This window comes from Devosia sp. (genome assembly GCF_036563435.1).
Taxonomy (GTDB): Bacteria; Pseudomonadota; Alphaproteobacteria; order Rhizobiales; family Devosiaceae; genus Devosia.
Map to the genome: position 1 here is coordinate 32362 of NZ_DATCMJ010000019.1, position 18694 is coordinate 51055.

Annotated in this window: 19 protein-coding genes; 11 read left to right on the top strand and 8 right to left on the bottom strand. The window is 61.8% G+C overall.

Features of this window, described 5'->3' with window-relative positions:
• The first annotated feature begins 128 nt into the window (after positions 1-128).
• The gene (locus VIL88_RS16705; RefSeq protein WP_331990749.1) at positions 129-2117 is read left to right on the top strand and encodes a methyl-accepting chemotaxis protein; all 1989 of its coding nucleotides are present in this window, start codon (positions 129-131) and stop codon (positions 2115-2117) included.
• Between the two features lies 1 nt (position 2118).
• Here the strand turns inward: VIL88_RS16705 and VIL88_RS16710 are convergent, their stop codons facing one another.
• The gene (locus tag VIL88_RS16710) at positions 2119-2856 is read right to left on the bottom strand and encodes a phosphatase PAP2 family protein (RefSeq protein ID WP_331990750.1); all 738 of its coding nucleotides are present in this window, start codon (positions 2854-2856) and stop codon (positions 2119-2121) included.
• Positions 2857-2942: 86 nt separating this feature from the next.
• Between VIL88_RS16710 and VIL88_RS16715 the strand changes: the two genes are divergently transcribed.
• A complete protein-coding gene (locus tag VIL88_RS16715; protein ID WP_331990751.1) occupies positions 2943-3869 on the top strand; it encodes a diacylglycerol/lipid kinase family protein in 927 nt (308 codons plus the stop codon).
• Positions 3866-4693 carry a metallophosphoesterase gene (locus VIL88_RS16720; RefSeq protein ID WP_331990752.1) on the top strand — a complete coding sequence of 276 codons (828 nt, stop codon included), beginning with the start codon at positions 3866-3868 and terminating at the stop codon, positions 4691-4693. The genes VIL88_RS16715 and VIL88_RS16720 overlap by 4 nt, the downstream gene beginning before the upstream one ends.
• A 182-nt stretch (positions 4694-4875) precedes the next feature.
• On the opposite strand, the gene VIL88_RS16725 is transcribed toward VIL88_RS16720, so the two are convergent.
• Positions 4876-5109 (bottom strand): DUF6894 family protein, encoded by a 234-nt coding sequence (locus VIL88_RS16725; protein ID WP_331990753.1) that lies wholly within the window; start codon positions 5107-5109, stop codon positions 4876-4878.
• A complete protein-coding gene (locus VIL88_RS16730) occupies positions 5109-5858 on the bottom strand; it encodes a Crp/Fnr family transcriptional regulator (protein WP_331990754.1) in 750 nt (249 codons plus the stop codon). Before VIL88_RS16730 ends, VIL88_RS16725 begins: the two co-directional genes overlap by 1 nt.
• A 148-nt stretch (positions 5859-6006) precedes the next feature.
• On the opposite strand from VIL88_RS16730, the gene VIL88_RS16735 reads away from it, so the two are divergent.
• Positions 6007-6240: a hypothetical protein gene (locus VIL88_RS16735; RefSeq protein WP_331990755.1), complete on the top strand. Its 234-nt coding sequence runs from the start codon at positions 6007-6009 to the stop codon at positions 6238-6240.
• Here VIL88_RS16735 and VIL88_RS16740 read toward each other — a convergent pair whose 3' ends face one another.
• Complete coding sequence (locus VIL88_RS16740; protein WP_331990756.1) at positions 6241-6432, bottom strand: hypothetical protein; 192 nt, start codon at positions 6430-6432, stop codon at positions 6241-6243.
• A 295-nt stretch (positions 6433-6727) separates the two neighbouring features.
• On the opposite strand from VIL88_RS16740, the gene VIL88_RS16745 reads away from it, so the two are divergent.
• Positions 6728-6937 carry a cold-shock protein gene (locus tag VIL88_RS16745; RefSeq protein WP_331990891.1) on the top strand — a complete coding sequence of 70 codons (210 nt, stop codon included), beginning with the start codon at positions 6728-6730 and terminating at the stop codon, positions 6935-6937.
• Between the two features lie 385 nt (positions 6938-7322).
• On the top strand, positions 7323-7565 hold the full coding sequence (locus tag VIL88_RS16750) for a hypothetical protein (RefSeq protein ID WP_331990757.1): 243 nt from the start codon (positions 7323-7325) through the stop codon (positions 7563-7565).
• A gap of 24 nt (positions 7566-7589) precedes the next feature.
• Here VIL88_RS16750 and VIL88_RS16755 read toward each other — a convergent pair whose 3' ends face one another.
• Positions 7590-8618, bottom strand: coding sequence for a LacI family transcriptional regulator (locus tag VIL88_RS16755; RefSeq protein WP_331990758.1), 1029 nt, complete (start codon positions 8616-8618; stop codon positions 7590-7592).
• 144 nt (positions 8619-8762) lie between these two features.
• Here VIL88_RS16755 and VIL88_RS16760 point away from each other — a divergent pair, with 144 nt between their 5' ends.
• The gene (locus tag VIL88_RS16760) at positions 8763-11957 is read left to right on the top strand and encodes an alpha-mannosidase (RefSeq protein WP_331990759.1); all 3195 of its coding nucleotides are present in this window, start codon (positions 8763-8765) and stop codon (positions 11955-11957) included.
• Positions 11958-12169: 212 nt separating this feature from the next.
• Positions 12170-13375 (top strand): ROK family transcriptional regulator, encoded by a 1206-nt coding sequence (locus VIL88_RS16765; RefSeq protein ID WP_331990760.1) that lies wholly within the window; start codon positions 12170-12172, stop codon positions 13373-13375.
• On the opposite strand, the gene VIL88_RS16770 is transcribed toward VIL88_RS16765, so the two are convergent.
• Positions 13322-13666: an HU family DNA-binding protein gene (locus VIL88_RS16770; protein WP_331990761.1), complete on the bottom strand. Its 345-nt coding sequence runs from the start codon at positions 13664-13666 to the stop codon at positions 13322-13324. The genes VIL88_RS16765 and VIL88_RS16770 overlap by 54 nt on opposite strands.
• A 203-nt stretch (positions 13667-13869) precedes the next feature.
• Here VIL88_RS16770 and rirA point away from each other — a divergent pair, with 203 nt between their 5' ends.
• Together rirA and VIL88_RS16780 are read left to right on the top strand one after the other, a co-directional pair.
• A complete protein-coding gene (gene rirA / locus VIL88_RS16775; protein ID WP_331990762.1) occupies positions 13870-14340 on the top strand; it encodes an iron-responsive transcriptional regulator RirA in 471 nt (156 codons plus the stop codon).
• Between the two features lie 256 nt (positions 14341-14596).
• Positions 14597-16420 carry an ABC-F family ATP-binding cassette domain-containing protein gene (locus VIL88_RS16780; RefSeq protein ID WP_331990763.1) on the top strand — a complete coding sequence of 608 codons (1824 nt, stop codon included), beginning with the start codon at positions 14597-14599 and terminating at the stop codon, positions 16418-16420.
• Between the two features lies 1 nt (position 16421).
• Here VIL88_RS16780 and VIL88_RS16785 read toward each other — a convergent pair whose 3' ends face one another.
• Entirely contained in the window at positions 16422-17471 is a 1050-nt protein-coding gene (locus VIL88_RS16785) for a LacI family transcriptional regulator (protein ID WP_331990764.1), read from the bottom strand.
• 533 nt (positions 17472-18004) lie between these two features.
• Between VIL88_RS16785 and VIL88_RS16790 the strand changes: the two genes are divergently transcribed.
• A complete protein-coding gene (locus VIL88_RS16790) occupies positions 18005-18223 on the top strand; it encodes a hypothetical protein (RefSeq protein ID WP_331990765.1) in 219 nt (72 codons plus the stop codon).
• Between the two features lie 236 nt (positions 18224-18459).
• Here the strand turns inward: VIL88_RS16790 and VIL88_RS16795 are convergent, their stop codons facing one another.
• A complete protein-coding gene (locus VIL88_RS16795; RefSeq protein WP_331990766.1) occupies positions 18460-18663 on the bottom strand; it encodes a hypothetical protein in 204 nt (67 codons plus the stop codon).
• Between the last annotated feature and the right edge of the window lie 31 nt (positions 18664-18694).

Here is an 18694-nt window from a genome sequence, read left to right on the forward strand (position 1 = left end):
TTCGTAAGCAAGCCGACAGCTTTTCGTCAGCGTCCCGTCAGGAAATAAAATTAACGGCCTGAACACTATAAGAGGCTTTAGCGCTGTCGAACTGGGTTGACAGCGTTGCCGCGCTCCAAAGGTTCATCATGCTGTCCCACCTCTCCATCGCCACCCGCATCATTGGCGCATTCGGTGTCTTGATAGCCATTCTCGCTGCCATCGGCGCGATGTCGTCGTATGGCGTATCCAGCTTGTCGGGTGTGTTCGAGCAGTACCGTCAGGCAGCGCGTGAGACGCTCGAGATCAGTGACTACACCAATGACCTGATCGATCTGCGGCTTGCAGCAGACGATTTCTTCCGGAACACCGGTGAATTCTCGGCGGCGGACATCACTGCCAAGATCGACGACGTGCGCACCATCGATGCTGATGGTTATGCCATGTTTGAGGGCGACCAACTCGCCTTGGACGAATTGGCCAAATTGGTGGAAACCGGCACCAGCTATGGTGAGATCTTTGCCAAGGTCGCAGCGAACGGGGACATGTCCGCCGTTCCGCAGCTGGATAGCCTGGCCGAAAGCATGGCGCAGAACCTGAAGGCCATCTTCGATCACGCCAAGGAGCGTCAGAACAATCTTGGCCCCCATGCCGTGGAGCGTTTCGACGCCACTGAATTCATGGTGATGATCGGCTCCGTCATCGGCATTCTGGTCGGCCTTGGCTTCGCCTTCACGACCGCCCGCTGGCTCTCTGGCGAAATCCGCCGCATGACGCGGATGATGGGTGAGCTCGCCAACGGCAATTACGACCTTGAGATCACCGGCGCTGGTGCCCAGCACGAACTCGGCCGCATGGCTCAGGCCCTCGAAGTCTTTCAGGAAAACGGGCGCGCCGTCCGCTTGTCGGACGAGGCCAAGGCCGAGCAGGCAGCGCTTGCCGCCCAGCGCGCCTCCACCATGCAGCGCTTCCAGGCCGCCTCGGCAACTGTCATCGCCGCGGCCGTCCAGGGAAACTTCGGCACCCGCATCGAGGAGCGCTTCGGCGACGACGATCTCGATCTGGTTGCCGGCAATCTCAACATGATGCTCGAAACCACCGATTCAGCGCTCAAGGAAGCTGGCCACGTTCTCTCAGCACTTGCCCGCACCGACCTGACGCTGCGCATGGAAGGGCAGTATCATGGTGCCTTTGCCAGCCTCCGCGATGATACCAATGCGGTGAGCGACAAGCTGGGCGAACTGGTCCTGCAGCTGCGCAGCGCTTCCCGTTCGCTGCGCGTCGCAACTGGCGAGATCCTGGCCGGCGCCAATGACCTTTCCGAACGTACCACGCGCCAGGCGGCCACCATTGAGGAAACCTCGGCCGCCATGGAGCAGCTCGCGACCACCGTCAGCGACAATGCCCGCAAGGCCGAGGAAGCAGCCAGCCGCACTCGGATTGCCGCCCAGCTGGCAGGCGAGGGCGGCCAGGTGATGAATGACGCCAACCAGGCCATGGAGCGCATCACCTCCTCATCTGCCAAGATTTCCAACATCATTGGCCTGATCGACGACATCGCCTTCCAGACCAATCTCCTGGCGCTCAACGCCTCGGTCGAGGCGGCACGGGCCGGCGAGGCCGGCAAGGGCTTCGCCGTGGTAGCCGTGGAAGTGCGCCGCCTCGCACAGTCAGCGGCGCAGGCCTCCGCCGACGTCAAGCAACTCATCGAGCAGAGCGCCCACGAAGTCAGCGGCGGCAGCAAGCTCGTTTCCCTTGCCGGTGACAAGCTCCAGGCCATCCTGGGTGCTGTCGAGGAAAACAACGAGCTGATGCGGGCCGTCGCCAGCGCCAGCGCCGAACAGACCTCGGCCATTGCCGAAGTCAGCACCGCGGTGCGGCAGATGGACGAGATGACCCAGCACAACGCGGCTCTGGTCGAAGAAACCAACGCCGCCATCGAGCAGACCGAAGCCCAGGCCAGTGAGCTTGACCGCGTCATCTCCGTCTTCCGCGTACGCGACCAAGGCGAACCCGCCGCGATTGCTCAAGCGCAGCCCAGCGGCATCAAGGCGCTTCAGGGCAAGGTCAAGCAGGTGGCCAAGGCCTATCTCAGCCGCGGCAATGCCGCGCTGCAGCAGGACTGGAGCGAGTTCTAGTTCAGGCGCTGGTGTCTTCCGCCGGCGTCTCCACCTTGCCGCGCCGCTGCAGCACGACCGCAATCGTGCTGCACAACAGCGCCCAGGCCGCGCCCAGGCACCAGCCTGCCAGCACGTCGCTCGGATAGTGCACGCCCATGAAGATGCGGCTTGAACCTACAATCGCCGTCAGAAAGATCGCTGCCGCAATGGTGAAGATGCGCAAGGCCCGCGTCGGCGCCAGCTGCGCCAGCACTGCACCCAGCGTCATGAAGGTGACCGCCGACAGCATGGCATGACCGCTCGGAAAGCTCGCCGTGAACTGGTGCGACATCGAGGTCAGGTCCGGCCGCGGCCGGTTATAGCCCATCTTGAGCACCGTGCTGAGCAGCGTTCCCCCCAGCACCGAAATCACCACCAAAAGCGTCGATGCCCGCATCTTGGCCATCAGCAGATAGACGCAGACGCCGAGCACGATCAGCCCCAAGAGCGCAAAGCTTCCCAGGGCGGTGATGTCGCGCACCATTTCATGCAGCCATACCGGCCCGATCACCTGGTCGATATTGCTGGGGTCGCGGAACAGCATCAGGATGGCGTTGTCGAACGCCTCCATCTCCCCCTCCAGCGCCTCGTCGGCGATCTGCAGAAAGGCCAGGATCAGCCCGCTGATCAGCGCAATGGCTGCCAGGAGCGGCGCTTCCCCCGTCACGAAGTCGCGGACGCGGCGGATATGGCGCGATCGCCCCAGTCTGTTGAACATTTTGACGCTTCCTTGTTCCACGACGCAACGTACCATGCCCGCCACACGTTCCGCAGGACCAGCCTAGCGCGAGGACCGGAACGCCCATGCCCGAGCTCTCTTACTACGTCATTCTCAACGCCAATGCCGGCACCGCCAACGCCACCGGCATCGACGCCACCGCGCTTGCCCGGCTGTTCGAGGCGCGAGGGCTTCTCGCCGCCATCGACGCGCGCAAGGAACTGCCGCTGAGCGAACGCATCGCCGACGCCATGCGCAGCGAGGCCCCCACGGTCGTGGCCGCCGGCGGCGACGGCACCATCACCGCCCTGGCCGCCGCCCTGGTCGGCTCGGACAAAAACCTCGCCATCCTCCCCCTGGGCACGGTCAACGCCCTCGCCAAGGACCTCCACGTGCCGCTCGAAATCTCGGAGGCCGTGGCTGCGCTCGCCACCGGCGAGACCCATCGCATCGATGTCGGCGAGGTCAATGGCCGCATCTTCCTCCACAAGGTGGTGATCGGCCTCATCCCCGGCGTCGCCGCCGGCCGCGAATATATCCGCGGCCGCCAGGACACCGCCGCCAAGATCGGCTTCCTGCGCTATTTCTTTCGCCGCCTCGCCCGCGCCAAGCGCATGGCCGTGGTGATCGAGCCCGGCGAGGGCGAACGCCGCATCGAGCGCGTCCAGGCCATCGCGGTGGCCAGCAATTCCTACGACGAGGGCGTCGGCCGGTTCTTCTCCCGCCAGAGCCTCGATCGCGGCACGCTGACCCTCTACGTCCTCCACCATTTCAACATGCGCGATTTCCTCCGCCTCACCACCTCCATGCTGCTGGGGCGCTGGCGCGATGACGAGGCGCTAAGCGTCGAAACCGTCAATTCCGTCACCATCAACATGCGCAAAGACCTGGTGAAGGTCATGTTCGACGGCGAGGTCGAGACGCTGCGCACGCCGCTTCAATTCGCCATCCGCCCCAAGGCCCTTTCCGTCATCGTGCCCGCCGAGGCCACCGCAACAGTTGCTGCCGCATGAAGATCCTCCATATTTCCGACCTCCACTTTGGTCATCACGACCCTGTCCTGGCCGAAGGCTTCGCCGAAGACATCAACGCCCAAAATCCCGACCTGATCGTCGCCAGCGGCGATTTCACCCAGGTAGGCACCAAGGAGGAGTTCGAGCAGGCCCGTGCCTTTCTCGATACGCTCAAGGCTCCCGTTTTCGCCGTGCCTGGCAACCACGACGTGCCGGCCGTCAACATCCTCCGGCGCTTCCTAAACCCATACGGGCTCTACAAGAAATACATCGCCAGCAATCTCGAGCCCTATCTCGAAATGGACGGCGTAGTGCTGGTCGGTATGCGCACCTCGCGCCGGGCGCGGCTGGATTGGAACTGGGGCCATGGCACCATCTCGCGCGGCCAGCTCGAAGACCTCGCCGAGCGCTTCTCCCGCGCCTCCCCCGACGCGGTGCGCATCATCGTCGCCCATCACCCGCTCCTGTTCCCCACCGCGCCGATGATGCAAAAGACCAAGCGCGTGAAGCGGGCGGACGAGGCGCTGGAAACCTTTTCGAGCCTTGGCGTACGGCTGGTCCTCTCGGGCCACTTCCACCTCTCTTATGTGCGCAAGCACGAATCCAGGGCCGCCGCCCGCGAGGGCCAGCCCATGGGCCTCAGCAAGTCCACCGTCGCCCCCATCCTCATTGCCCAGGCCTCCTCGGCAATCTCCACGCGGCTTCGCGGCGAAAACAACGCCTACAATCTCATCGACATCACCCCCGACCTGATCACGGTCACCGTGCGGGAATGGCGCGACGGCGCCTGGCGGACCCGCGACAAGGCCACCGAGCCGGTTTGACCGGGGCGGCTCCGTAGTTCCGACGTCGTCGATTCGAGCAATGTTGCGCTGAGCCCGGGCAACTATAGTGCGCGGACCTGCGGCTTTCCCGCAGGCGGTCGGACAAGGTTAGCCTTGCCCGACGAGGACAAGGCCATTGCGGCTCCTCGCCTGCATTCCCAGGTGGCCTTGTCCTTCCCTCGCTACGAGAGGCTATCGGTACTGAGACTGACCGTGATCAGGATCGGCCCGTCGGCGCCATCGCGCACAAGGATCGAAATCTCCGAGCCCTCTTCCTCGCGCAGCGCGTCGCGTACCATGTCGGCCAGCGCTTTTCTCGCTTCCTTGACGGCGCTGTCCATGTTGGGCAGGTCGACACCCACCTCGTCGATGAAGGCACCGTCGCCATCGCGCACATCGAAATAATAGCGAGGCATCAGCGCGGCTCCTGCACGAGATGGAGATAAGTTTCGTCGAATTGCGCAAAGGCCTTGAGCCGGTCGAGGTCGAGCAGGTCGAGCATGCCGCCGTCCCAGGCAAGGTAGCCCCCATGGCGCAATTCCTGCAGCACCCGGTTGACGTGCACGGTCGAAATGCCGACGGCATCGGCCAGCGACGCCTGGGTGATGGGGAAGTTAAACTGGTTGTCGCGCGCCAGGTTGATTGCGGCAAGCCGGAGATAGATCTCGCAAAGAAGGTGCGCCGTGCGCTGCGCGGCCGACAGGCGACCCATGCCCACCAGCCATTCCCTGTGCATGGCCCCATCGAGCAAGGTTGAAAGCCACAGCATGCGGGTCAGGTGCGGAAAGCGCTGCGAGATGGTGACGAGCCGTTCATGGGGAAAGGTGATCACCGTGCAGTGGCTGAGTGCCCCCACGGAATGGTCCATTTCCTTGAGCAGGAAGCTGTGAAGATCAACGAAGTCGCCTGCCAGGTGAATGGCGGTGAACTGGCGCGAGCCGTTCGGGAGCATCTTGTAGCGGCAGGTAAAGCCGCTGGTCACCAGGGTTGAATGTTCAGGTCGACTACCGTCGGCGACGAGATCGTCGCCGGGGGCAAAGACCAGCCTCTGGTCTGCGGCCTCGGCAATCGCGCGTTTTTCTTCGTCACCGAGCTCATCGCGCTGCTGCAGCTTCCGGAACATCGGCTGCAGCAATTCGGCTGCTTCAATGATCTGGCTGGTCATGCGCACTCCTGCCTCGGTCCCGTCTGTCTGAATAGACGGCCCTCGGTTTGGTTGCTTCAAAAAAGCCATCAAATCGGCAGCACTTAACCTGTGTGATTGCCCATGGAGAAGCACCCCCTTAGTGCGAAACCAAAGGGGAAGCCCATTTATGGCAAATAGCTACCGCGTGGTTGACCTGCGGCCCACGGCAGAAGACGCTGCCGATATCGTCATCGAGGGTGTGAAGTCACCTGAAGCTGCGGCCAAGCAGGCTCTCGGCCTCGATCTGGTGCGTAGCGGCTCGCGCAAGGATCTGGTCGCCCAGGTCTATTGGCAGCTGACGCCTGAAGCCAAGAACATGGTGCGACTTTATTCCCGCGTAGCCAGCACGCGCCGCCGCTGACTAGTGCAGCGTTGGCGGGACGGTAAGACCCAGGGCGCTGGCGCAATAGCCGCCGGCACGCAGAGGCTCTACCAATCCCAGGTTGATCAACTGCTCGCCGATCTCGCGCGGCAGATCACCTGGACCATACTGGCAGAGATGGGTCAGGGCGCTACGCTGCGATTGGGTCAAGCACGACCAGCTGAGGTTCATCTTCGTTTCTCCTTGTGCCGCCTCAAACGTTGCTCGCGGGACGCAGTTCCCTTCATCTTTCGTTAAAACTTGCCGATTTGGGCTGACATTTGCATGAACGCCGCGGCTGCCTTGTTATTGCCGCGTCCAGCCCCTATATGAGCGGCATACGTTTGAGCTCAGATGGCTTTCTGATCGCCGCTAGTCGGTTTTCGCGACCCCCCTGTTTTTGAGAGCGTGTTCGTCCCGTTCCACATGTCGTGGTGCGGTAATGCTGCTTGGCCTTTGGTCAGGCACGAAATGCAAGGGCATGGTTATGATCACCGGCACCGTAAAATTCTTTAATTCCACCAAGGGCTTCGGCTTCATCTCGCCGGAAGACGGCAGCAAGGACGCCTTTGTCCATATTTCTGCAGTCGAGCGGAGCGGCCTTTCGGGCCTCTACGAAGGCGACAAGGTCACCTACGACATGGAAACCGGCCGCGACGGCAAGGCTTCGGCAACGAACCTGGCGCTCGTACAATAATGACTACGGGGCCCGCTTCGGTGGGCCCCTGATCCTCCGGTCTGATCCGGAGCAATAGGTCCGCGACGACGACGGACCAACAGAGAACACATGACAAAACTGAACTACCACGCCCGCGCCGAGCTTTATCTCGGCAGCGATTGGCAGACTGCATCCGCACAAGGGCCGCGGCGCTTTGGCACCGTAGCCCAGGCTATCCGTTTCGCATTCGAGGAAGCTGCCCCTGTTAGCCTTCGCGGCGCCCGGCTGGTCGTTGGCGGCGAGAGCTTTTCCGGCATGGACCTGAGCGGGCTTTATGCAAGCCCCGACTACCCACTGCCGCGCAAGAACGACCTCCGCAAGGCCAGGTCTCGGCGCCAGGCGGCGACCTCCACAGGAGATTCCGATGGCTATCGACTACACCGCACGCGCCGAACTTTACGTCACCAAGCGCCACGCGCGCCGCGCACCGGCCCAGTACAAGCGCTTCAACTCGGCGTCTGAGGCGATCCGCTACTGCATCGAGGAATTGCCCCAGCAGGCCCTCAACGGATCGATACTTGAAGTCGACGAACAGCGCTTCGAGGGACTGGCTATCCAAGCCCTCTATCTAGCCGAAGGCTACCCGCTACCACGGCTCTCCGCATAGGTAGGGAGCCAGGTACTGGCGCTGCTAGCTGCGCCACTGTGGTTCGGGTTCTGCCAGCGTCTGCAATTCCCCAATATCGGCGCCACCGATGCGCCTGAGCAGGAGCCTCGTCAGCTCGCCGCCTGCCGCGAACACATCCTCCCGGATGCTGTCGACACTCGGAAACAGCGTCGGCAAAATACCCGACGTCTGCTTGTAGATCAGCTGCATGTCGCGCCCCAGCACGACGCCGCCCTCTTCAAGCCCCCGCGCCAGGGCAATGGTTTGCAACTCGCTGTCGCAAATCAGCGCGTCCGGCGGGTTTGCCTGTCGGGCAAGCTCCAGTCCGATGCTGCGCATCTGCGCCGGCGTACGCCCGCGGCGCCCGTCCTCGAGCGTGCCGGCGATGCGGCGAGCGGCCGTCGCCTTGTGGAAGGCGTCGACAATGGTGCGGTAGTTCGTGGTGCTGTCATCCCCGATCACCAGCGTGACGCTGCTGCAGCCCTTCGCGGCCAGTCGCTCCACGGCCATGTCGATAAAGGCCTCGGAGTGAAAATCGTGAGATGGGTGGGGCGTCCCAAAGGCGGTGCGCCCATGGCTGACAAAGGGAAATTCCGCTTCGATCATCATCTGCACGCGCGAGTCGCGCGGACTCGTATGGGTGATCACCACCCCGTCTGCGGTTCGGTTCTCCAGGATGTAGCGGATAGTGTCCGCACTGCTATGGCGGTCGAATTCGGGCACCACATTGAGATGATAGCGTGTGTCCCTGATCGCCTGGCCGATGCCCTGGATCATCTGGCGTGCGAAGTCGATTGAGTCTTCAGCGCTGTCGAGCACCAGGGCGATGACATTGGTCTTGCCCGTTCGCAGGCGCACGCCGGCGCGGTCCGGCACATAGCCCAGCCGCGCTGCCGCCTCGGCCACCTTGTCGCGCGTTTCCTGCTTGAGCGTCGTGCCACCGCGTAGCGAGAGGGAAACGGTGGAGAGGCTGAGCCCGGTGACCTCGGCAATTGTGCGGAGTGTCACTCGTCCCTTTGCTGCGTCTTTGCCGCCTGCTGGCTTTTCGATCATGCTTTGTCCGGTGTCCGGCGTCCTTCTTACACTGCCGCGTTGCCAAACCAAACCTTGCTATCGCACCAGCTGTCCTCCCTTGTCGTTGCAACGTTGCAAAGGATGTGTATAGCTCCCCTCCACGCTGCGTTGCTGGAGCTTTCCATGACCTATTCCAATCCCATGGCCACCAAGCTGGGCCTGCTCGATGACGACCTCAAGATGGAAGGCAAGCTGCTCCGGCTTTGTGCCGATCTCCAAGGCAAGATCCTCACGCCCATTCCCGGTCTGGAATGGCAATGGTACGTCGAGCGCGCCGACATCACGGCCGAGCAGGCGCTGGCGGCGGATTGGCGGCAGTGGGAAGCCTTCGGGCCGCACTCGGTCTGGGCCAAAAAGCAGGGGCACACCTGGTTTGCCGCCGAGGTCACCGTGCCGGAGGCTGCCAGGGGCAAGACCTTTGTGCTCCGCTTCACCTCGCAATGGCAGGATCGGCCGGGCTCGACCGATCCGCAATGCCTCGCCTATCTCGACGGCAAGATCACCCAGGCGCTTGATGGCAACCACACCGAACTGGTGATCGAGCGCAACGCCACGCCGGGCAACAAGCACACCTTGCTGGTCAATGCCTTCACCTTCTTCGATCGTCCGCTGGTCGGTTTCACGGTGGATTTCTTTACCCGCAGCGAACGGGCCGAAAAACTCTATTGGGACCTGCAGACGCCGCTCGACGTCGCCGTGCGTCTTTACCAGAACGATCCGCGCCGGCATTCAATCCTCAACATCGTCGAACGGGCCCTGCGGGCTCTCGACCGCCGCGGCGGCTTCACCGCCGAGTTCGAGGCCTCCCTGCCGGCGGCCGAAAAGATCGCCGCCGAAATCTACGATCTGGTCGATACCGAGACGCAGCCGCAGATCACGGCGGTGGGCTCCACCCACCTCGACGTGGGTTGGCTCTGGCGCGTTATGCATACCCGCGACAAGACCGGACGCTCCTTCGCCACGGTGCTCAACCTCATGGAGGAGTACCCCCAGTTCATCTTCATGTATAATCAGTCGGTGCTGTTCGACTTTCTCAAGCACGACTATCCCGAGCTCTGGGAGCGCCTGCTGGAACGCGTCAAGGCGGGGCAGTTCGAGATCGAAGGCGCCATGTGGGTTGAGCCCGACGTCAACATCGTCTCGGGCGAATCCCTGGTCCGCCAGATCATGCGCGGCCGCCGCTTCCATCTCGACCATTTCGGCGTCGATCCGAAGACCGTCTGGCTGCCCGACACCTTCGGCTATTCGGCCAACCTGCCGCAGATCATGCAGAAGTCGGGCCTTGAGTATTTCGTCACCAGCAAGCTCAGCTGGAACGACACTGACCGGCACCCCTACGACACCTTCTTCTGGAGGGGGATCGACGGCACCGTTACTAAGGCCCAGCTGATCACCGCGCAGAACTACGACAGCGAGCAGATCTACACCACTTACAACGGCGACCTCTCGGTCAGCGAGACCATGGGCGCCTGGAAGCGCTACGAGCCCAAGGCCGTCAACAACGAAGTCGTCATGTCCTATGGCTATGGCGATGGCGGCGGTGGTCCCACCCGCGGCATGATCGAGCGCGGCATCCGCCTCGAACGCGGCATTCCCGGCGCGCCGCGCGTCAAGCTCGAGGGCATCGTTCCTTTCCTCGATCGCCTCGGCAAGCGCATGGATGCCCCCGGCAGCCGCTTCCCCACCTGGAATGGCGAGCTCTACCTCCAGTACCATCGCGGCACCCTGACCTCGGTCGCCAGGAACAAGGCCAACAACCGCAAGGCCGAACGCCTGCTGCGCGAGCTCGAATTGCTGGGTGCCCTCGCCCTCACCCAGAGCGGCCATGCCTATCCGGCCGAGACGCTCGCCGAATTCTGGGAGCTGGTGCTCATCAACCAGTTCCACGATATCCTGCCCGGCACGTCCATTCCGGAAGTCTATGTTGACTCCGATGCCGACTATGACCGCATCTTCTCGACCCTGGCGTCCGAGAACGGACCATGGCATGCGGCCGCCCGGGCACTCACAAGACCCGAACCGGGTCAGCTGCGCCTCTTCAACTTCACCAGCCAAAGCCGCTCGGGCCTGGTCTCTTTCGGCACGGGGGACCATGCTAACACAGTGTTAGCATATGGGGGCACACATGTACCACTTCAGCGTCTCATCTGCGCCGATGGCACGACACTCTTCGCCGCCCCTGTGATCGGCCTTCCGCCCCTCGGCTGGGCCGCCGCGCAACTGCTGGTTGGCACCGCTAACATCTCGTCATCGCTCAAGGTTTCCGAAACAGAACTCGAAAACGAGCTGCTCAAGGTCACCTTTGACGCCCATGGCGAGATCACCTCGATCCTCGACAAGACCCGAAATCGCGAAACCATCCAGCCCCACCACACCGCCAACCGCCTGGTCGCCTATGAAGACAAGCCGATGGAGTGGGACGCCTGGGACATCGATCGCTATTTCGAGGAACAGTCCTGGCCTCTAAGTGACTGCGAGTCAAAGATTTCCGTCGCCGAGACAGGCCCCCACCGGGCCGCCCTGCGCATCGAACGCCGCTACCGTTCCTCCACCATCGTCCAGATCGTCTCTCTGCAGTCGGGCGCCCGCCAACTCGAATTCGACACCTTCATCGACTGGCAGGAACGCCAAACTGTTCTGAAAGCTGAATTTCCTTTCGACCTCAACACCTCGGAAATCCGTGCCGAAATCCAGTTCGGCCACGTCAAGCGCCCAACCCATCGCAACACCACCTGGGACCGCGCCCGCTTCGAAGCCTCCATGCATCGTTGGGTCGACCTCAGCGAAGCCGACTTTGGCGTCGCCCTGCTCAACGACTGCAAATATGCCTATGACTGCCACGAGCAACGTGTGCGCCTGACGCTGGTGCGCGGCTCTGTTTTTCCAAGCCCCGACGCGGACTTAGGTGAGCACCGGCTGCGCTATGCCCTGTTCGTCCACGACGGCGTCGCCGACCTTGCGCAAGTGCATAGAGCGGCCGAGTGCTTCAACAATCCCGTTGCCGTTCTCGGATCGCCGGTACCGGTGGAGAGCGCAACGCCAGACCTGCAAACCTTCAGCTTCGCGCAAGTTGATCAGCCCAATGTCACCATCGAAACCGTCAAGAAGGCTCAAAAGGGAGACGCCGTCGTTTTGCGCATCTTCGAGCACGCCAATATCCGCGCCGACGCCACGATCAGCTTCGGACCTGACGTCAAGCGCGTCCGGCACGTGAACCTGATGGAGGAAGGGGCGGGCGAGCCGCTTACCCTCAGGGGCAATTCGGTCAAACTCTCATTGCGTCCGTTCGAGATCGCTACCTTGCTGGTCGAAATCTGAGACGGTGCAAGCGCTCCGTAAGCTATCCACAGCAATCATCAAGCTATTGGGAGCCGCGAAGAATTCCCAATAGACAATCAGCGCGACCCGGCTTCATTTCATGCTGAAATGAGCGGCCGGTGCCGCTCGGAAGCACGTCATAGCCCCAGGAGGTTCTGTCCTTCGTGGTAAGCCACGGGGCTAAGATTGGCGCTGTCGATTGTAAGTGGTGCATGAAGCTCGTATCGCCGCCGGCCATAGATCCATTTAATGCCGGTGGCCGGGGGCTGCAGCATCAAGGCCTTCGCCGCGCCAATGAGCGCGCGGTTCTGACGCTCATCGGTTTCAACAATGGGCTTTCCAACGCCGACATCGCCCGACTGTCTGGCCTGGCGCCGCAGACTGTCTCTGCCATCCTCGCCAATCTGCAAGAAGCAGGCCTGATCGAGCGCGGCCCGGTCCTGCGTGGCCGTCGCGGACAGCCGGCAACGCCGATCTTCCTTCGGGCAGAAGGAGCATTTTCAATCGGCGTGGAGGTGGGCTGGCGCCGCGCCGAGGTCGTGCTGCTCGATCTCGCGGCCAAGGTGCGGTCGTCGCGCCGGTGGCACTACGACTACCCCAATGCAACTTCGATTGCAGGCGAGATCACCTTTGCCGTCGAGGGCCTCCTGCAGGCTTTGAGCGCCGAACAGCGCGCCCTTGCACGAACCATAGGCATCGCGCTGCCAAGCGATATCGCCGGCTATGGCGGCATTCCCGACGAGCAGCGTGCACTATGGGCCGAACTGGATCTGTCGCGCGAGCTGGAACGGCGGACGGGACTGGAAGCCAGCCTCTTCAATGACGGTAATGCGGCCTGCTGGTCCGAGCTGATCGCATTTTCGAGGCCCCGGCCAGGGAATTTCATCTATTTTCTTGTGTCGCACTACATCGCAGCCGGCATTGTCGGCGAAGGTACGCTATGGGAGGGACCGAGCGGGAAATCGGCCAATTTAGGCTCCATGCTGGTTCGCCACCGTGATGGGCCGCTGCAGCAGGCCTATCACATCGCTTCCGTGAGCGCGCTCGAGGCCCGTCTCGCACAGGCTGGCCACCGCTTCACCTCGGGCCTGTGGGAGACCTGGGACTGGGAAGCCTTCGCGCCCGTTGTCGATCAATGGATTGCCGACAGCGGCAACATCCTGGCACGTGTCATGTTCAACACCAGCATGGTCATCGAGACCGACCTGGTCGTGCTCGACACCATCCTGCCAAATTGGCTAAGCGCCAGGCTGGTTGAGAAGGTCAAGGAGGAGCTTCGTGAGCTGCCCGTGGCAAGCTTCACCCCGCCGCAAGTGCGGCTTGGCCACCTTGGTCCATTGGCGCCAGCAGTCGGCGCGGCAGAGCTAACCCTCTACCGTCGCTACTTCTCGCGTACCCTGGCGGACCTTGTCGGTTGACTTGGCGCGGTTAAGCTCCTCTCGCAACTGCGCGCTGGGCGTGAACACAACCACGTGTCGCGACGTGATCTTGTGCTCGGTTCCAGTGCGCGGATTGCGCCCGATCCGTTCGGCGCGGGAGCGCACTTGCAAGGAGCCGAAAGCGGTCAACTTGACCGTCTCCGCCTGCATCAGCGCCGCGCCGATATGCTCAAACATGGAATAGCAAATTGCTGTTGTATCCGCCTTGCTCAAACCGGTGCGGCGCGCGGCCGCCTCGCTGAGTTTGGCGCGAGTAATAGTTTCGCTCAAAGCAGTGTCCCCCTGCGCTTAAATTCATAGCGCGAAGTTAAGCCTCTGTCGAGCAGGTACAGCGGGTGGGAGGAAACTTGAACCACTCCATCAACTTATGTTGACTAATTTTAGAATGGTTATAAGGTGTAGCCAGTTCTATGTAGCAAATCTGCGTTGTTCCAAGCGCTTGCATCCAGCCTGATTCGTAAGAGAGGTCCGTAGTGAGACTGACGCGCCAATCCAATTATGCGATCCGCACCCTGGTCTATTGTGCCGTCAACGAGCCGGGCCTGAGCCGCGTCGCCGACATCGCCAAGGCTTATAATATTTCCGAACTCTTCCTGTTCAAGCTCATCAAGCCGCTGGTTGAGAATGGTCTCCTAGCAACTGTGCGTGGCCGCCACGGTGGCATCAAGCTGGGTAAAAAGGCGGAGGAGATTACCCTCCTCGACACCATTCGCCTGACGGAGGAGAACTTTGCCTTGGCAGAGTGCTTCGAAGAAGGAGCCGACTGTCCGCTGATCGGCGAATGCGACCTGAACGGCGCGTTGCGCGAAGCTCTGGGCGCTTTCTTCGATGTCTTGGCGAGCTATACGATTGCCGATTTGGCCAGCAAGAAGCGCTCTATCCGCGAGCGTCTGGGGCTGACGATGCAGGCGGTGATGGAGCCTGAGCCTGCCGCAGTGTTCTAGACCGTCTATGGGCAAGAACCCGGCTTGGAGCCGGGTTTTTCGTTGAGGCAACAGTTGCAGTAATATATGAGTTTGACAGTCATGTTAGCTTGTGCTTTTCTCCTGTCACCGCGCAGCAGAACAGCCCAGGGGGATCACGGCTCTCTGTAGCGCAGAAGATGACGGGGCTTGCTGCTACCGTCTCCCCGGGCCGGTCAGGATCCTCAACGTCCTGATCGGCCTTTTCTTTGCCTTGCCCTTGTGGTCTATCCGCGCCATGGCCGCTGCACCCCTTCTTTCGCTTCAGAACATCAAGCTGACCTTCGGCGGCACAACGCTGCTCGAAGGAGCTGAACTCATCGTTTCACCGGGCCAGCGCGTGGCGCTGGTCGGCCGTAACGGCTCGGGAAAGTCGACCCTGCTCAAGATCGCTGCTGGCGATGTGACCCACGACAGCGGGGTGCGCTTCGTGGAGCCAAGCGCCACCCTCCGCTACCTTCCGCAGGAGCCCGATCTCTCCGCCTACGAAACAACGCTCGCCTATGTGGAAGCCGGGCTTGGTCCTGGCGATGATGAGTATCGGGCGCAGTATCTGCTGAGTTCGCTCGGGCTGACGGGTGCAGAAAACCCGCGCAACCTGTCGGGTGGTGAGGGCCGGCGTGCGGCTCTGGCTCGTGTACTGGCGCCGCGGCCTGATGTGCTGCTGCTGGATGAGCCGACCAACCACCTTGACCTACCGGCGATCGAGTGGCTGCAGTCGGAACTGGACTCAATGCGTTCGGCCATGGTGCTGATCAGCCATGACAGGCGCTTTCTTTCCGATCTCACCCGCTCAACGGTGTGGTTGGACCGCGGTGTGACGCGACGCCTGGACAAGGGCTTTTCTCACTTCGAAGCTTGGCGCGACCAGGTCCTCGAAGAAGAAGAGCGCGACCGCCACAAGCTTGACCGCCAGATCGTACGCGAGGAGCACTGGCTGCGCTACGGCGTAACCGCCAGACGCAAACGGAATGTGGGACGACTGGAGCGCCTTGCGGGTCTGCGGCGAGACCGTCGCGAGCAGCGGCGTGTTACCGGCGCGGTCAACATGCAGGTTTCGGAAGGCAGGACCTCGGGCGCTCTGGTTGTCGAGGCTGAGCACATCAGCAAAGCCTATGGCAACCGCGTGATCGTCGGTGATTTCTCAACCCGTGTCCTTCGGGGGGACCGGATCGGCATCGTCGGTCCTAACGGTGCCGGCAAGACCACGTTGATCAAGATGCTGACCGGGCTGGATCAGCCCGACAGCGGCACGGTGAAGCTGGGTTCATCTCTCGAACTAGCCATGCTCGACCAGGGCCGCGCCAAGCTCCACCCGGACACCCGCCTTAAGGAAGCGCTGACGGGTGGTGGATCGGACACCTTGCAGATCAACGGCCAGCCCAAGCACGTGGTGGGCTACATGAAGGACTTCCTGTTTGGCCCTGAACAAGCCAATACCCCGATCGGCAAGCTCTCCGGTGGCGAACGGGCGCGCGTCGCGCTGGCACGGGCGCTGTCGCTGCCATCCAACTTCCTGGTGCTTGACGAACCCACCAATGATCTTGATCTCGAAACCCTCGATCTGCTCGAGGAAATGGTCTCGGACTATGCCGGCACCGTCATCGTCGTCAGCCACGACCGTGATTTTCTTGATCGCGTTGCGACCTCGGTGATCATCGCCGAGGGGAACGGTGTGTGGACTGAATATGCCGGCGGCTACTCGGACATGGTGATCCAGCGCGGCGAGGGCGTGACCGCCCGCGAACCTGCCGCCAAAGCGCATCGTCCTGGCAAGACCAGCCTGACCCAGACGACCGAAGCCAAGTCAGCGCCGGCACCGAAGCGCAAGATGAGCTTTAAGGAAAAGCACGCCCTCGAAACCCTGCCGCAAACCATCAGCAAGATCGAAGACGAGATCAGGACGCTCAATGCGGCTCTTGGGGCTGCCGACTTCTACACGCGCGATCCCGCTGGCTTTTCGGCTAAGTCAAAGGCCCTTCTGGACGCAGAGGCACGCAAAGCCAAGGCGGAAGAGGAGTGGCTGGAGCTCGAGCTGCTTCGGGAAGAGCTCGAAGGATAGGCTAGTTCGGCCAGTCGAACTTCGGCTCGGCCAAGTACCGCAGGTCTTCCATGGGCTCGCCGGCAATGCGGCGCAGCAAGAGGTTTCCCATCTGCCGCCCGGCGTCGACGAAATCCTCGAATACCGTTTCGGCCCCCGGTTGGAACTGGGCGAACATCTCCGATGCCTGCTTTGAGATGACATGGACGTTTCCGCCTACATGCCGTCCGCTTTCGTTGAGGGCGCCAATAACCGCAAGCGCTGATACTTCCGAGGCGCAGACCCAGCCGTCGGGACTATCAGGACGTTTGCTGCGCTTGGTCACATAGGTGCGAATGGCGTCCGTAGGGCTGCCGAGATTGACGTCGGCGGCGAACTCGTAGTCGATGCCGGCCTCTGCTGCCGCACGAGACATGCCGGTCTTGAGGTGATCGGTATAGGTCAGGGCGCTGTCGGGCAGGATGATGGAGACCTTCTTGCAGCCCTTGGAGGCGAGCCGCTTGGTCGCGCCATAGGCGTAGGTCTGGTTGTCAAAATCGACGAAAGGATGCTGGTCTGGCCAGTTGCTGCGGCCATGGCTGACAAAAGGGAAGTCGTTATCGAGCAGAAGCCGGATACGTTCGTCAAAGGTCTCCGCTTTGGAGAAAAGAACGCCGTCTGCCATGCGATTGCGAATGATGTGCCTTATGGGCTCGATCGGCTGCACATTGCGAAACAGTGGCGTGATGACGATGTGATACGCCGTGTTGCGGACAGCCTCGGAAAGACCACGCACGATCGACGAACCGAAGCCATAGATCTGCTCGTCAGGTTCGAGCACCAGCGCGATGACGTTGGTGCGGCCGGTCTTGAGGCGCAAGGCCGCGCGGTCTGGCAGATATCCGACTTCGGCCGCGACCTTCTGCACGCGGTCGCGGGTTTCCTGCGAAAGCTCGGGGGCATTGTTGAGGGCGCGCGAAATCGTGGTGACGGCAAAGCCGGTCATCTGAGCGATGGTCTTGAGTGTAGGCTTGCCGGATGGCTTGACGCCGCGCTTGCCCTTGCTGGCCGCCGGCACGTCGTCTTCTGACACTTGGTATTCCCCTCGACCCGCTCTTTGCTGAGCGGTGACGCCTGTTTTCAGCCGAGACCACAACAGATTGTCCCCCCGACTTCAAGCGCACCATGCCGTCAAAACGATGAGGGGCGTACGTCAAATACATGATCTTAGGTATCAAGATTTACAACGCGCCTCAAATATCGAGCAGGCTTTTCTGGTTTTTGCGAAATTTCTGGTGTTCGCCGATCTAGCAATCCTCAACGATGAGGCCTATCTTGCCGTCACTGCATCGGCACATGCCGATGCTTGACCGTTCAACCAGCGGGAAAGGAATCAAGATGACGACATCTATTACCTTCACCAATCATGCAGGTTGTTCGCTCGTACGCACCACTCTTCACGCCGCCAAACGCTGGCAAGGGACCTGTCGCTCGAAACGAATGTGATCTCTGTCACGCCTTCGTCTCACTCTTCCGATAGTTACCCCAGTGTTGCCGGCAAGGATGGTGTGCTCCTCATGAGCATCCGTGCTTTGTCTGTGCAATGCGCAAGTGGAGAATCCACCCATGCAAGAACGCAGTCTCGACCGGGCCCAGGCCCACAAGCCAATCGTTATTGAAGTCGGCGGGGAGCCGTTGGGCGTTGTCGTGCCCAATGCCGAAGGCTTCCGCTTCCTCGCCGTCAAGCTGCCGGCCTTTGTTGTCGATGGGCAGCAGTTTGAAACCGTGGAAAAGGCGCACTTCGCCGTTTCTCAGGCGGTGCGCGGCGCTGTCGAGCTGGACTGAATGGCGCTGCGCTTCGGCGCGGCGCTTTCAACCGGCAACTTGGCGCAACCAACTGATCAGAGCATTCAACAGGGTAGGGTTCTGCCACAGCACGAAGCCTGCCAGTGCTGCAGCGGCAAGAAGAGCCACTGCCATGAGCTTCTTCAGAACTGAAAAGACAAGCCAGGCAACCACCACGGCGGCGGCGCCAAGCGCGATAAGCGTAGGTGTATCGCTCGGAATGGGGCCGCTCCCGCTTAGTCGTCGTTGGTAGCGTTGAGGTCCGAGGGCCGCTTGCCTTCACTAGGGGGAGGCGCGGGCTCGAGGGCCAGATCGACAGCTTCTGCGAGCGCCTCGACATCGACACGGATTTCGCCATCTTTGGCCTGGCGGTCCAGTTCCGCGCTGATGGCCGTGGCTATTGCCTGGCGGCGGTGGTCTCCAAGGGCGTCTGTAATCATCTCGCAACTCCGTTTCTGCAAACTTGCTGGT

Excerpts from the sequence above, each read along its gene's own strand:
- VIL88_RS16750 (WP_331990757.1), top strand. The coding sequence starts at position 7,323 with ATGGCTATCGACTACACCGCACGCGCCGAACTTTACGTCACCAAGCGC.
- VIL88_RS16760 (WP_331990759.1), top strand. The coding sequence starts at position 8,763 with ATGACCTATTCCAATCCCATGGCCACCAAGCTGGGCCTGCTCGATGAC.
- VIL88_RS16710 (WP_331990750.1), bottom strand. The coding sequence starts at position 2,856 with ATGTTCAACAGACTGGGGCGATCGCGCCATATCCGCCGCGTCCGCGAC.
- VIL88_RS16725 (WP_331990753.1), bottom strand. The coding sequence starts at position 5,109 with ATGCCTCGCTATTATTTCGATGTGCGCGATGGCGACGGTGCCTTCATC.
- VIL88_RS16715 (WP_331990751.1), top strand. The coding sequence starts at position 2,943 with ATGCCCGAGCTCTCTTACTACGTCATTCTCAACGCCAATGCCGGCACC.
- VIL88_RS16740 (WP_331990756.1), bottom strand. The coding sequence starts at position 6,432 with ATGAACCTCAGCTGGTCGTGCTTGACCCAATCGCAGCGTAGCGCCCTG.
- VIL88_RS16790 (WP_331990765.1), top strand. The coding sequence starts at position 18,005 with ATGCAAGAACGCAGTCTCGACCGGGCCCAGGCCCACAAGCCAATCGTT.
- VIL88_RS16730 (WP_331990754.1), bottom strand. The coding sequence starts at position 5,858 with ATGACCAGCCAGATCATTGAAGCAGCCGAATTGCTGCAGCCGATGTTC.
- VIL88_RS16795 (WP_331990766.1), bottom strand. The coding sequence starts at position 18,663 with ATGATTACAGACGCCCTTGGAGACCACCGCCGCCAGGCAATAGCCACG.
- VIL88_RS16735 (WP_331990755.1), top strand. The coding sequence starts at position 6,007 with ATGGCAAATAGCTACCGCGTGGTTGACCTGCGGCCCACGGCAGAAGAC.
- VIL88_RS16780 (WP_331990763.1), top strand. The coding sequence starts at position 14,597 with ATGGCCGCTGCACCCCTTCTTTCGCTTCAGAACATCAAGCTGACCTTC.
- VIL88_RS16705 (WP_331990749.1), top strand. The coding sequence starts at position 129 with ATGCTGTCCCACCTCTCCATCGCCACCCGCATCATTGGCGCATTCGGT.
- VIL88_RS16755 (WP_331990758.1), bottom strand. The coding sequence starts at position 8,618 with ATGATCGAAAAGCCAGCAGGCGGCAAAGACGCAGCAAAGGGACGAGTG.
- VIL88_RS16765 (WP_331990760.1), top strand. The coding sequence starts at position 12,170 with ATGAAGCTCGTATCGCCGCCGGCCATAGATCCATTTAATGCCGGTGGC.
- VIL88_RS16745 (WP_331990891.1), top strand. The coding sequence starts at position 6,728 with ATGATCACCGGCACCGTAAAATTCTTTAATTCCACCAAGGGCTTCGGC.
- VIL88_RS16720 (WP_331990752.1), top strand. The coding sequence starts at position 3,866 with ATGAAGATCCTCCATATTTCCGACCTCCACTTTGGTCATCACGACCCT.